This is a genomic window from Methylophaga sp. OBS4 (assembly GCF_026319305.1).
Classification (GTDB): Bacteria; Pseudomonadota; Gammaproteobacteria; order Nitrosococcales; family Methylophagaceae; genus Methylophaga.
Window position 1 is genome coordinate 17678 of sequence record NZ_JAPDMV010000013.1, and the last position, 13563, is coordinate 31240.

15 protein-coding genes are annotated in these 13563 nt (G+C 51.2%); all 15 read right to left on the reverse strand.

Annotated elements, in window-relative coordinates:
• Positions 1-33 precede the first annotated feature (33 nt).
• The 15 genes from OMP95_RS05515 to OMP95_RS05585 all read right to left on the reverse strand — a co-directional run bounded on the left by OMP95_RS05515 (position 34) and on the right by OMP95_RS05585 (position 13481).
• The gene (locus OMP95_RS05515) at positions 34-249 is read right to left on the reverse strand and encodes a DUF2007 domain-containing protein (protein ID WP_266326787.1); all 216 of its coding nucleotides are present in this window, start codon (positions 247-249) and stop codon (positions 34-36) included.
• 106 nt (positions 250-355) lie between these two features.
• Positions 356-820, reverse strand: coding sequence for a CBS domain-containing protein (locus OMP95_RS05520; protein ID WP_266326789.1), 465 nt, complete (start codon positions 818-820; stop codon positions 356-358).
• A 24-nt stretch (positions 821-844) separates the two neighbouring features.
• Positions 845-1039 (reverse strand): (Na+)-NQR maturation NqrM, encoded by a 195-nt coding sequence (gene nqrM, locus OMP95_RS05525; protein WP_266326791.1) that lies wholly within the window; start codon positions 1037-1039, stop codon positions 845-847.
• Positions 1040-2257 carry an NADH:ubiquinone reductase (Na(+)-transporting) subunit F gene (gene nqrF, locus OMP95_RS05530; protein WP_266326793.1) on the reverse strand — a complete coding sequence of 406 codons (1218 nt, stop codon included), beginning with the start codon at positions 2255-2257 and terminating at the stop codon, positions 1040-1042.
• A complete protein-coding gene (nqrE, locus tag OMP95_RS05535) occupies positions 2257-2865 on the reverse strand; it encodes an NADH:ubiquinone reductase (Na(+)-transporting) subunit E (RefSeq protein WP_266326795.1) in 609 nt (202 codons plus the stop codon). Before nqrE ends, nqrF begins: the two co-directional genes overlap by 1 nt.
• Positions 2866-3528, reverse strand: coding sequence for an NADH:ubiquinone reductase (Na(+)-transporting) subunit D (locus OMP95_RS05540; protein ID WP_266326797.1), 663 nt, complete (start codon positions 3526-3528; stop codon positions 2866-2868). It abuts the gene before it with no gap.
• 3 nt (positions 3529-3531) lie between these two features.
• Positions 3532-4356 (reverse strand): Na(+)-translocating NADH-quinone reductase subunit C, encoded by an 825-nt coding sequence (locus tag OMP95_RS05545; RefSeq protein WP_266326799.1) that lies wholly within the window; start codon positions 4354-4356, stop codon positions 3532-3534.
• Positions 4357-4360: 4 nt separating this feature from the next.
• A complete protein-coding gene (locus tag OMP95_RS05550) occupies positions 4361-5569 on the reverse strand; it encodes an NADH:ubiquinone reductase (Na(+)-transporting) subunit B (RefSeq protein ID WP_266326801.1) in 1209 nt (402 codons plus the stop codon).
• Positions 5570-5571: 2 nt separating this feature from the next.
• Positions 5572-6921 (reverse strand): Na(+)-translocating NADH-quinone reductase subunit A, encoded by a 1350-nt coding sequence (locus OMP95_RS05555; RefSeq protein ID WP_266326803.1) that lies wholly within the window; start codon positions 6919-6921, stop codon positions 5572-5574.
• A gap of 121 nt (positions 6922-7042) precedes the next feature.
• Positions 7043-8212 (reverse strand): MFS transporter, encoded by a 1170-nt coding sequence (locus OMP95_RS05560; protein WP_266326805.1) that lies wholly within the window; start codon positions 8210-8212, stop codon positions 7043-7045.
• A gap of 11 nt (positions 8213-8223) precedes the next feature.
• Positions 8224-9315 (reverse strand): chorismate synthase, encoded by a 1092-nt coding sequence (aroC, locus tag OMP95_RS05565; protein ID WP_266326807.1) that lies wholly within the window; start codon positions 9313-9315, stop codon positions 8224-8226.
• 27 nt (positions 9316-9342) lie between these two features.
• Positions 9343-10701, reverse strand: coding sequence for a magnesium transporter (gene mgtE / locus OMP95_RS05570; protein WP_266326809.1), 1359 nt, complete (start codon positions 10699-10701; stop codon positions 9343-9345).
• A gap of 361 nt (positions 10702-11062) precedes the next feature.
• Positions 11063-12811 carry a phosphoenolpyruvate--protein phosphotransferase gene (ptsP, locus tag OMP95_RS05575; protein ID WP_266326811.1) on the reverse strand — a complete coding sequence of 583 codons (1749 nt, stop codon included), beginning with the start codon at positions 12809-12811 and terminating at the stop codon, positions 11063-11065.
• The gene (locus OMP95_RS05580; RefSeq protein WP_266326813.1) at positions 12808-13077 is read right to left on the reverse strand and encodes an HPr family phosphocarrier protein; all 270 of its coding nucleotides are present in this window, start codon (positions 13075-13077) and stop codon (positions 12808-12810) included. Before OMP95_RS05580 ends, ptsP begins: the two co-directional genes overlap by 4 nt.
• Complete coding sequence (locus OMP95_RS05585) at positions 13074-13481, reverse strand: PTS sugar transporter subunit IIA (protein WP_266326815.1); 408 nt, start codon at positions 13479-13481, stop codon at positions 13074-13076. Before OMP95_RS05585 ends, OMP95_RS05580 begins: the two co-directional genes overlap by 4 nt.
• Positions 13482-13563: the final 82 nt, after the last annotated feature.

Here is a 13563-nt window from a genome sequence, read left to right on the forward strand (position 1 = left end):
AAGAATAGAGAGACGGCCAAGCAATCAAACAATTTATAACTCGCCGTTTTCGTAGTCTTCGATTATCTTTTCGGCCTTATCAACATCATCATCGTTAACAAACACATGGGCAAAGTCGGTAGCAGGCAAATCGCCGACGGCACCTTGCAGATAAAACCCGCTCACATGCGTTTCTATATCGCGGCTGTTCAACAAGCCGGCGACAATGTGGGCTTCAAGAATATTGCTGGCGCGGAACACGAGCTGCATCTGTTTGTCCTGATGGTGAATACAGCCTTATCTTAGCTTTTTTGGCGGACAAACAAAAACAGCTGCCGCAGCAGCTGTTTCAGTATGATCAGGCTTGAACGTCAGTTTAAGAAGTACTGCTGACGTGAATATGCTGCTTGGTGGACTGCTTTGCCGGTTTTTTACTGCTTTCTATATTTGCAGCCATTTCCAGCGCTTTAAGGATATTCCGGCGGGTAATGGAACCGACCAGACGGTTTTCCTTGACCACCGGCAGGCATTTATAGTCGGTTTGCAGAAATTTTTCGGCGACTTCGATAATAGAAGCGTCAACATCGATGGTTTCGACCATATTATGCATGAACTCAATCACGCGTCCGCCGGCTTCGCCCTGATAGGATGCGTTGAGCGCAACCTGCATGCAATCTTTTTCGGACAAGAAACCAATCAGGTTACCGTGATGATCAATAACCGGGGCGCCGGAAATCTTGAATTCAATTAACTGATGAATAGCATATAACACCTCCATTTCGGGGGTGAAGGTGATTTTGGTGCCATTCATATACTCTTTAACTTTCAATGGTGCGAGCATGGCCTGTTCTCCTCAGACGCGTTATTATTGTTGTACTTTACGTTGGGTGCATTCTTCTCGTTCTTGACTGGAGCAAGCCCCGCCGCAACTTCCACCCAAGCCGACTTGATTGAGACCGCCACAGCTACCCTTGATTGCCGGGCGTCCCATTAGAATACCCAAAGCCATGGCCAGCACTGCGATAAGCAGAATGATGAAAGTGGCGATAAAAGTCGTCATTTAGCCCCCGAAATCGTCGAGGAAGATATTATCACGCTCGACCCCCAGATCTTCCAGCAGGCTGATAACCGCTGCGTTCATCATTGGCGGACCGCACATATAGAATTCGCAGTCTTCCGGTGCCGGATGATCTTTCAGATAGTTTTCATACAACACATTGTGTATGAATCCAGTGTAACCTTCCCAGTTATCTTCGGGAAGCGGGTCGGACAACGCCACATGCCAAATGAAATTGTCGTTTTCAGCTGCCAGTTCATCGAAGTCTTCGCTGTAGAACATTTCACGCAGGCTGCGGGCACCATACCAGAAACTGATCTTGCGTTTGCTGTGCAGGCGGCGCAGTTGATCGAAGATATGCGAACGCATCGGTGCCATACCGGCGCCACCGCCGATGAAGACCATTTCCTTGTCGGTATTTTTGGCAAAGAACTCACCGAAGGGACCGGAGATGGTGACTTTATCGCCCGGTTTCAGGTTAAAGATGTAAGAAGACATCTGGCCCGGGGGAATATCATCATCACCGGGCGGAGGTGAGGCAATGCGTACATTGAGCATGATAATGCCTTCTTCTTCCGGGTAGTTGGCCATAGAGTAAGCCCGTACGACATCCTCCTTGACCACTGATTTGTAGCGCCACATGTCGTAGCGATCCCAGTCCGAGCGATATTCGTCTTCAATAATGAAGTTTTTGTATTCCACCGTGTGGGGCGGACATTCGATCTGAATAAAACCACCGGCGCGAAAATCAACGGCTTCGCCTTCAGGCAACTCCAGCACCAGCTCCTTGATAAAAGTCGCGACGTTTTCGTTAGAGCGGACCGTGCATTCCCATTTCTTGACGCCGAATACTTCTTCCGGCACTTCAATTTTCATGTTCTGCTTGACCGCGACCTGACAGGAAAGGCGATCACCTTCACCTGCTTCGCGTTTGGTGATGAGTGACTCTTCAGTCGGCAGAATCGACCCGCCGCCTTCAAAGATTTTGACTTTGCACTGTCCACAGGTACCACCACCGCCACAGGCTGATGAAACAAACAGATTGGCTTCTGCCAGCGCTCCCAGCAGCTTACCGCCGGCTGGGGTATGGATGGTTTTTTCATTGTTGATGATGATCTGTACATCACCGGTCGAAACCAGTCTGGAGCGGGCAGCCAGTATTACAAATACCAGGGCCATGATGATGAGGGTAAACAGTACGATACCGAGTACGATTTCCATTACAGTTGTATCCCAGAAAATGCCATGAATCCGAGTGCCATCAAACCTGCGGTAATAAAGGTGATACCAAGACCCTGCAAGCCGTCAGGCACATCAGAATATTTGAGTTTTTCTCTTATACCGGCAATAGCCGTGATTGCCATTGCCCACCCCAGACCGCTGCCGATACCATAAACGGCACTTTCAGCCAGGTTGTAGTCACGTTCAACCATAAACAATGTACCACCGAGGATGGCACAGTTGACGGTAATCAACGGCAGGAAGATTCCCAGTGCGTTATAGAGGGAGGGCACATATTTATCCATCGCCATTTCCAGAATCTGTACCATCGCTGCAATCACACCGATGTAGCTGATTAAACCCAGAAAGCTCAAATCGACCTCAGGCAGACCGGCCCAGGCCAACGCTCCGTCTTTTAACAGGAACTGATAGATAAGGTTATTCGCTGGCACCGTAATCACCTGTACCAGAATAACGGCGATACCCAGGCCCAAAGCGGTTTCAATTTTCTTCGATACCGCCAGAAAGGTACACATGCCCAGGAAGAAGGCCAAAGCCAAGTTCTCGACAAAAATCGAACGGATAAAGAGACTGAGGTAATGTTCCATTTACAGTACCTCCGTACGGTGAACCTGGTGGATTTGGTAATCCGGCGCTTCCACTTGTTCTTTTTTCCAGCTGCGGATTGCCCAGATCATCAGGCCGATCACAAAAAAGGCACTCGGCGGCAACAGCATCAGTCCGTTAGGCATATACCAGCCGCCTTCGTTGGCAACCGGAATCACCTGATGGCCGAACAGCTTGCCGGCGCCGATCAGTTCACGGCAGAAGGCGACGGCCATTAGAATCAGGCTATAACCCAATCCGTTACCAATACCATCAAGGAAGCTCAGCAGTGGCGGGTTTTTCATCGCATAGGCTTCGGCACGCCCCAGCACGATACAGTTGGTGATGATCAGCCCCACGAACACGGACAGCTGTTTGCTGGCTTCATAGGCATAGGCCTTCAAAATCTGATCAACGATAATAACCAGTGAGGCGATAATGGTCATTTGCACAATGATCCGGATACTGCCCGGAATATGTTTACGAATCGCACTGATGCAAGCGCCGGAAAACGCTGTAACCGTGGTCAGCGCGATACACATAATCAGTGCCGACGTCATATTGGTGGTGACCGCCAATGCCGAGCAGATTCCCAGCACTTGCAGCGTAATTGGATTGTTATCGATTAACGGATCGATAACATTGGATTTTGCTTGACTAGCCATCTGCTATTTCCCCAATTCGGAACGCATGTTTTTCAAATAAGGACCAAAGCCGTGGTCACCCAGCCAGTATTGGACCAGATTGGTGACACCGGTGCTGGTTAGGGTCGCACCTGACAAACCGTCGACTTTATGTTCGGCGTCTTTGGTGCCGGGACCGACATGACCGCGAATCACCCGGATTTCCGTATTGCCGTTTTCATCGAAGACTTTTTTACCCTGCCATTGCTGACGCCATTTCGGATTATCAACCTCACCGCCGAGGCCGGGTGTTTCGGCATGTTCATAGAAACGCAGGCCGCGGATGGTATTAAAGTCACCTTCCAGCGACATGAAGCCATACAGGGTCGACCACAGACCGTAGCCATGCAGCGGCAACACAACCTGTTTGATGGTGTCACCTTCCTTGAGCAGATAAACCGGCACCAGTTTGGCGCGGCTGCCGATACCGGCAATATCCTCTTTGCCACTCAGTTTGACGTTCATTTTCGGATCGGAGGCTGCTTTACGCTGGTCGTAACTGACCGGATCAATATCGGATACCGCATATTGTCCGGCATCCAGATCGACAAGGCGGACTTCAAACTGACTGAACAGCTCATCAAGACTTCCTGCTTCATCAGACAGGCCACTGACAGCCAGAATATTCTTTTTGATATCGTTTTTCTTATTGCTTTGCTGCATCGGTTTTAACGACACGGCGGCAGTGGATACCAGAATTGAACAGACCAGACACAACAGAATGGCGATGAACAGGGTTTTCTTCGGATTATCATTGGGCAAGCTCATGAGCTTACCGAGAAATCCTCTAGGTGGAGTAGTCTCTGCCATGTGATTAACTTCGCTTTAATCTTCGTTTAACGTTGGCCTGCACCACAAAGTAGTCGATGAGTGGTGCAAAAATATTGCCGAACAGGATGGCAAGCATGATGCCTTCCGGAAAGGCCGGGTTGATCACCCGAATCAGTACCGCCATAAAGCCAATCAGAAAACCGTAAATCCAGCGGCCTTTATCGGTCATCGCCGCCGACACGGGATCGGTCGCCATAAACACCATACCAAAAGCAATGCCGCCAATCGTCAAATGCCAGTACCAGGGCATGGCAAACATCGGGTTGGTATCACTGCCAATCAGGTTGAACAGCAAAGTAGTGAAAATCATGCCGAACAATACCCCGAAAATAATCCGGAAATTGGCCACCCGGGTGTATATAAGGAACGCAGCGCCTATCATAATCGCCAACGTTGAGGTTTCACCCAAGGAACCCGGCATTATGCCGAAGAAAGTCTGTGACCAGGTATAACCGGCTTCTTTGATCGCTTCGACGCCGCCTGAAGCAGCCAGAGCCAGCGGCGTTGCACCGGTATAACCATCTACCGCAGTCCAGATTGCATCGCCGGACATCGCTGCCGGGTAGGCAAAGTAGAGGAAAGCACGGCCGGTCAACGCCGGGTTAAGGAAGTTTTTACCGGTGCCGCCAAACACTTCTTTACCTATCACCACACCGAAGATGATGCCGAGAGCCACCATCCATAATGGCGTTGAGGGGGGCAGGGTCAAGGTGTAAAGCATGGAACTGACCAGAAAGCCTTCATTGACTTCATGGTTACGCACCGCAGCAAAGATGACTTCGAAAATGCCGCCGGCTACCAGTGTGGTGATATACATGGGCAGAAAATAAAGCAGCCCGTGTAACATATTGGCAATCATACTGTCAGGATCAAAACCGATCCCTAAAGTCGCCATCAGCCAGCCACGCCAGCCTTCAACGGTCGTCATGCCCAACTGTTCCATAGCAGTGTTCGCCTGTAAGCCGGTATTCCACAGCATCAGCAACAATACCGGGAAGGTGGCGACAACTACGTAACTCATCACCCGTTTCAGATCGATGGCGTCACGTACATGCGGCGAACCCCGGGTTACATCAGCGGGGGTATAGATGAAGGTGTCTACCATTTCATAGAGGGCGAAATACTTCTCGTAAGGACCGCCTTTCTGAAATTGCGGTTCAATCCGATCAAGGAAACGTCTTAAACGCGCCATGATTATCCTTCTCTTTCAATTTGTGTAAGGGTGGTGCGGAGTGCCGGGCCATAATCATATTTGCCGGAGCAAACGAAGGAACACAGCGACAGATCTTCTTCATCCAGTTCCAGACAACCCAGTGCCTGAGCAGTGTCAGTGTCCTTGACCAGTAATGAACGCAGTAATTGGGTGGGCAGAATATCCAGCGGCATGACCCGCTCAAATACACCGACCGGCACCATCGCCCGTGGGCTGCCGTTTTGCGAGGTGGTCAAAGCCAGTTCTTTCTTCGGAAACAGGCTGGAGATAAATACGTTCAAAGCCGAGAATTTGTTCTTGCCGCCGGGGCGAATCCAGCCCAGCAATTCCCGTTCGGTGCCTTCTGCAATCACCGAGATCTGATTGTGGAAACGGCCCAGATAGGCTGCCCAGTTATTGGCCGTGTGACCATGCAACACTGAACCTGAAATGACCCGTGAAGAAACATTTTCTACTTCGTTACGTACCAGATCTTCGGTGCTGGCACCCAGCCGGGTGCGAACCAGCCGCGGTTTGTTAACCAAAGGACCAGCCAGTGAGATAATACGTTCCACCCATAAGCGGCCAGTGGTAAACAGTTTACCGATAGCAATCACATCCTGATAATTGATGGTCCAGACGGTTTTATTGGCACTGACCGGATCCAGCAGATGAATATGGGTGCCGGCAAGTCCGGCAGGATGTGGCCCGGAGAAGGTGCGTACTTCAATATTATCGCGATGACTAACGGGCAGGGCTATATCCGGTGCCTGACAGACAAAAACCTTGCCTGCGCTCAAGTGGCTGATAATTGTCAGACCATGTTTGAAATCGTCAGCGTATTCTTTGATGATCACACTGGGATCCGCTGCCAGAGGGTTGGTATCGATGGCGGTGACAAAGATGGTGTGGGGTGAGGAATCAATCGCCGGAGAACGGCTGTAAGGGCGGGTACGGAAGGCAAGCCACAGGCCGGAATCAACCAGGTTCTGTTTGATTGTGTCAGCTTCCAGCGTATTCAACGCATCAACGGAATAATCTTTGAAGGTAATTTCTTCATCACCTTCCAGTTCGATGATGACTGATTGCAAAACTCGTTTAGGGCCGCGGTTAATCGTTTTGACGGTACCTGCACCCGGGGAGGTGAATTGAATGCCGGGATTTTTTTTGTCGGTGAACAAAACCTGCCCCAGTTTGACCTGCTGGCCTTCTTCTACCAGCATGGTGGGTTTCATCCCCACATATTCATTACCCAATACCGCTACCGAACTGACACTGTTAGCATCGGAGATAGTTTGTTCGGGCTTACCCGAGATGGGCAGGTCCAGCCCTTTCTTTATCGAGAAATGCATATACCACCTGGTCAGACACAACGGATATGTCTGCTATCTGAGTTTCGTTGAATTATCAGCCCATCATTATAAGTACTGTCAGGAGGGATGGGAAGTGTAAAAAGCAGATAAATTGAGGTTTTTAGCCTGCATTCGCTAAATGGCGATCATCTTCCTTCAACCAGATGAGCCCCACGGCAAAAGCGATCACACTGGCAAAGGCAGCGAGAAGGTAGGTCCACATCGGTCCCGGCGTTAGCCATAAATAACCGCTTACCAGACTGCCCAGCGCACCACCGGCACCAAAGCTGACGCTGCTGTACAAGGCTTGTCCGCGGCCTTGGGTGCTACCGGTAAAGTGGCGATGTACCCAGGCAATGGCTGCAGCGTGATAAGTGCCGTAGCTGGCAGCATGTAACAGCTGCGCAAAAGTCAGAATCGGCAGGTTTTGCGGAAACAGGGCGATGAGCAACCAGCGCAGACCACTGAACAATAAACTGGCCAGCAACACATAGCGCAGCCCAAATTTTGGCAACCAGCGATGCATGAACAGAAAAATAATGACTTCGGCGAACACGCCCAGCGCCCATAATTGACCAATCAACCCGCGGCTATAACCGTGCTGCTCCAGATAGATGGTGTAGAAGGTGTAATAAGGCCCGTGACTGGCCTGGGTCAGAAAACAAATCACTAGAAAGGCAATCACGGCGGGACGTTTTAACAGCGATTTTAATGATACATGCCCCAGGCTGAGGTGATGTGAGGCGGATTCCGGTACCATCAGGCTCACCAGCCAGATCCCCACCGTGCTGAGTAACAGCGCCACCGGCACAATGATGGGATCAAATATTTCCAGCAACCAGCCCAGCACCATTACGATGATGATAAAACCCACCGAACCCCAGAGGCGGACCTTGCTATAGTGGTGGCTGTGATCACCGAGATGCTGCAAGGTGGTGACTTCAAACTGCGGCAGGGAGGCATTCCAGAAAAAGCTGAATAGCAGCAGGGTGCCGGCAACCCACAGATAGCTCTGATTGAAAAATATCGCAGCAAAAGTCATCGTGGCAGCAAAACTGGCAAAGCGCACAATGCGCATGCGATGACCTTTATGATCGGCTATCCAGCCCCAGATATTGGGTGCGATAATACGTGAAGCCAGCAATATTGCTGTTAATTCGCCGATTTGGCCGGCTGAGAAGCCTTCCCATTGCAGGTAGAGGCTCCAGTAGGGAACCAGAACGCCCAGGCAGGCAAAGTAGAAAAAATAAAAACCGGATAAACGCCAGTAAGGGAGTTGGGATAAAGGCACGCAACTAAAACTTAGGCTTGCGCCGGGATAATAGGCGTATCCGTTGTCACATCCATATTCTGGGCGCGATGTCTCAGCGCATGATCCATCAGCACCAAAGCCAGCATGGCTTCGGCAATCGGGGTGGCGCGAATGCCGACGCAGGGATCATGACGGCCTTTGGTTACCACTTCAACCGGTTCACCGTGCGTATTGATGCTGCGGCCAGGAATGCTCAGGCTGGAGGTGGGTTTCAATGCCATGCTGACCAGAATATCCTGACCGCTGGAAATGCCCCCGAGAATGCCGCCTGCGTTGTTGCTGAGAAAACCTTGCGGGGTTATTTCATCGCGATGTTCAGTGCCTTTCTGGGTCACTGAATCAAAACCGGCGCCGATTTCCACGCCTTTCACTGCATTGATGCTCATCATCGCATGAGCAATTTCGGCATCGAGGCGATCGAAAATCGGTTCGCCCAGACCGGGAGGCACATTGCGGGCGATAACATTAACCCGGGCACCGATTGAGTCGCCTTTTAATGCCTTCATGTAATCTTCGAGCTGCTGTTCTTTGTCCGGGTCAGGGCAGAAGAAGGCACTGCTTTCCAGATGGGCCCAGTCGAATTTTTCTGTTTTGACCGGACCGAGCTGTGCCAGATAACCCTGAATTTCAATGCCGTAGCGCTGGCGCAGATACTTCTTGGCAATGCCTCCGGCAGCAACCCGCATCGCGGTTTCACGCGCAGACGAGCGTCCGCCGCCACGATAATCGCGGAAGCCGTATTTCTGATGATAGGTGTAGTCCGCATGGGCCGGGCGGAACTGATGCATGATATTGCCGTAATCCTTGGAGCGTTGATCGGTGTTCTCGATCAGCATGCCGATAGGGGTGCCGGTGGTTTTGCCCTCAAATACGCCGGACAGAATTCTGACCTGATCAGCTTCGCGGCGCTGTGTTTCAAAGCGTGTTTTACCGGGTTTGCGCCGATCCAAATCATGTTGCAGATCGGCTTCGCTCAATTCCAGACCGGGAGGACAGCCGTCAACGATGCAACCCAGCGCGGGGCCGTGACTTTCACCAAAAGTCGTGACGGTGAAAAGTTTTCCAAAACTATTGCCTGACATGGTCTGTAATTTCCGGTTAAAAATGAATTAAACAATAAACAGCTTAGCAAATCCGAGAAAGGCCATGAATCCGACCACATCGGTGACCGTGGTCAACAACACACTGCCCGATAAAGCAGGGTCAATGCCAACCCGCTTTAAAGCCAGCGGAATGGTGACACCTGCCAATGCCGCGGCTATCAGGTTAATAATGATGGCGGTGCCAATCAGCATTCCCAGAGACACATCATTAAACCAGATCACGGTTACAACCGCGATGGCAATGGCCCAGATCACGCCATTGCTGGCACCTACTGCCAACTCTTTGCGTAACAGCCAGCGCTGGTTTTTGTCACTAAGCTGGCCCAGCGCCATCGAACGAATAACCAACGTTAAAGTCTGGCTACCGGCAATGCCGCCCATGCTGGCGACAATCGGCATCAAAACAGCCAATGCGACCTGTTTTTGAATCGTGGTATCAAACAGGCCGATGACCCAGGACGCTAGAAAAGCGGTGATGAGGTTAACCCCGAGCCAGACCGAGCGGCGATGGATACTACGCATGACTGGTGCAAAGGTGTCTTCATCTTCGCCCAGACCGGCCATGCTCAGCATGGAATGCTCGGCTTCATCACGGATAACGTCGACCACGTCATCGATAGTAATACGACCGAGCAGGCGTTGGTCTTTATCGATGACCGGAGCCGATATCAGATCGTGTTTTTCAAAGCGACGTGCAACATCGCGGTCGGACATATTCGCCGGAATCGGTTCGACCTGATGCGACATCACCTCACTGACCAGCAGCGAACGGCTGCGGCTGACAACCTGTGACAGACGTAAGGTACCGAGGTAATGATCATCGTGATCGACGACATACAAGCTGTCGGTATTTTCCGGCAGCTCACCGAGCATACGCAGATAACGCAACACCACCTCAAGGGTAATATCGGTGCGTACGGTGGTTACGTCGGTGTTCATCAGGCCACCGGCGGTATCTTCTTCGAATGCGAGTACCGCTTCTACCCGGCGACGGTGCTGGATATCCATGGCACGCAGTACTTCGTGCACGATATGATCCGGCAAATCCTGCAGAATATCGGCGACGTCGTCCGCATCCAGATCTTCGGTGGCGTTGATCAGATCGGCCGTGTCCATGTCCGTCATCAGATCGGTACGGACTTCCTCACCGATATAAGACAGTACTTCACCGCGTAGATCGGGGTTGATCAGCGGCCAGCAGATTTTACGTTCGTTGGGGGGTAAAGATTCCAGCAGGTGAGCTGTTTCCGCCGGATGCAGCCCCGCCAACAAGCGCCGCATTCTGACAAAGCGGCCGCTTTGCAGGGCATCGGCGAGTGTAGCAATAGAATGATTGAGGGCGTGATCTTGGTCCAGCTCTGACATATCCTGGTCTCAACGGCGGCGTTTTTCGGAAGCTTGGCTTTCGGGGCGCTATTTTAGCCTGCTTGCCCTCCGCTGAATAGCGCAAATCTTGCAGCTATACCCGCGATATCTGGAAATGCGTGTATCAGAGTCTAGGCAAACAGTCAGAACGAGGCACAGCCTGCAGCGAATGGACTTTCCCTAGGCAAAGGCTGTAACGCCATGTTGGCTGTTTACATGGGCTCTTACAGGGCGAGACGATAAGCTGTCTTCTTCCTTGCCATAACATCTTGCAAGAGAATAGCTATTCCGGCGATGTTATGCCGTGAATAGGGCAGCTTCTTGTCCCGCTGATCGTGCATTTCCAGGTATCACGGGTATATCAGTGATCAGGGCCGTTGATTTGCTCCAGAAGCATGTCGACCTCCAGCGGATCGGTGGAATCCATGATTTCCAGTGTGTTGACCGGCAATTGACTCAGATTGGTTTCATTGATCACCTGTTTGATTTCCAGCAAGGCATTGGGATGCATACTGAAGTTTTCCAAGCCCAAAGCCAGTAACAGGCGGGTGTAACGCGGATCGCCGGCCATTTCACCACACATCGATACCTCGATATTGTGTTTTTTGCCAGCTTGTAAAGTCATGTTGATCAGGCGTAAGACGGCAGGATGAAGCGGATCGTAGAGATAGTTCACTTGATCATCGAGACGGTCGATAGCCAAAGTGTACTGAATCAGGTCGTTGGTACCGATGGAGAGAAAATCAACATGGCGTGCAAACATTTCAGCACAGACGGCACTGGCAGGAATTTCAATCATGGCGCCTATTTCAATATGCCGATCATATTCCAGGTTTTCCTTGTCCAGCTCATGTTTGCAGTGTTCCAGCAGGTTCCGTGCCTGCATAAGTTCGTGCATGGTGGAAATCATCGGGAACATGATTTTGATTTTGCCGAAGGCCGATGCCCGCAGAATGGCGCGCAGCTGGGTACGGAACATATTGGGCTGATTCAGGCACAGTCTGATAGCCCGCAACCCCAGAGCCGGATTGGTGACAACCGCCTGGCTTAGATGACGGCCACCATCGACGGTTTTATCGGCGCCCAGATCAAAAGTACGAATCGTGACCGGTTGATTGTTCATGCCTTCGACCACGTCACGGTAGGCCGCCAGCTGCTCTTCCTCTTCAGGGGGGGCGAGCCGGTTCATGTAGAGAAATTCGGTCCGGTACAGGCCAATACCCTGGGCACCGGCACTGGTAATCGTGGTGATATCATCCGGCAGTTCGGCGTTCGCGAGCAGGGTGATGGATTTGCCGTCACGTGTTTTGGTCGGTTGTGATTTATAGCGGCCCAGTGATGAAATATGTTCACGGAAAGCAACCAGCTTTCTTTCATATTCATCGTGAGTTTGTTCGTCAGCGCCGGCAATCAGAATGCCGGTTTCGCCATCCACGATCAGCGGTTCGTTGTCCTGAATATAACGCCGCACCGATTCGACACCGACGATAGCCGGTATCCCCAGGCTACGGGCAAGGATCGTGGTATGTGAGGTCGCGCCCCCGTGCTCGGTGACAAAAGCAGCGATACCCTGATGCTGCATCAATACCGTGTCTGCCGGGGTCAGATCTTCAGCGATAATGACATGGCCTTTGAGACGACCATCGGGAATTTCATGCTCAGCGACTTCCTGATCGGTCAGAATGCGGTGAATACGATTCACCACATGATCCACATCATCACGCCGTGTGCGCAGATAAGGATCATCCATCTCGTTGAACACATTGATCAAGGCATCACGCTGTAATTGCAACGCCCACTCGGCATTACAGCGGCGCTGGCGGATCATGTCGACCGGAATTTTGCTCAATGACGAGTCATTGAGCATCAACAGATGGGTGTCGATAAACGATGTAACGTCGGTAGGGGCGTTGGCCGGAATATGATTACGGATGGCTTTGAGTTGCTGTTTGGCCAAGTCGATTGCATCCAGCAAACGTTCGACTTCCTGTTCGATGGCAAAAGCCGGGATCAGGTATTCGCGAACATCAGGCTGGTTGTGAAAGAGGATATGTGCCCGACCGATGGCAATGCCTCGGGAGACACCGATACCCTGCAATTCAAGTGTCATTCGCCTTCTCCGAAATAATCATTAATCAAGCGTTCTATAGCTTGTAAAGCTTCATCGGCCTCGTTGCCGATGGCATTTACGGTAATTTGAGAGCCTTTGGCTGCGGCCAGCATCATCATACCCATAATACTCTTGCCATTTACCGTCCGGCCATCACGTGACACTTTTATATCGGCATCAAAAGCGGAGGCCGTGGTAACAAATTTGGCTGCCGCACGTGCATGCAGGCCTAATTTATTAATTATGGTGTAGGTTTGCTCCATCATGTTCTGGTATACCCTGAATGATGGCAGCGTACGACGCCTTCCTGGCCGCCGCTGATGGCTTTATGTTCGAGTTCATCCAAATCAAGTGCCGGATAATTCAGCACTCTGATCAACATGGGCAGGTTCAGACCCGATACCACTCTGATATCTTCACGATCCGATACGGCACAGGCAATATTGCTGGGCGTTGAGCCGAACATATCGGTCAGGATCAGAATGCCGTGACCTTGATCCAGTCCTTTCAGATCTTCATCCAGCATGGCGCGGATGGCCTCTGGACTGTCCATGGCCTCGATAGACAAGACTTTTGTTGGCAATGGACAACAAGACAGCATCTGTTTGGCTGTATTGATTAGCTCAGTGCCAATATTGTTGTGTGATACGAGTAAAATGCCTACGGTCATCTCTGCTCTCTGTAAAAACAGCCGACGCTCAATGAAAGAATAAGGCCAGCGTCAGCCATATGACGGCTTTGAATGTAATGGA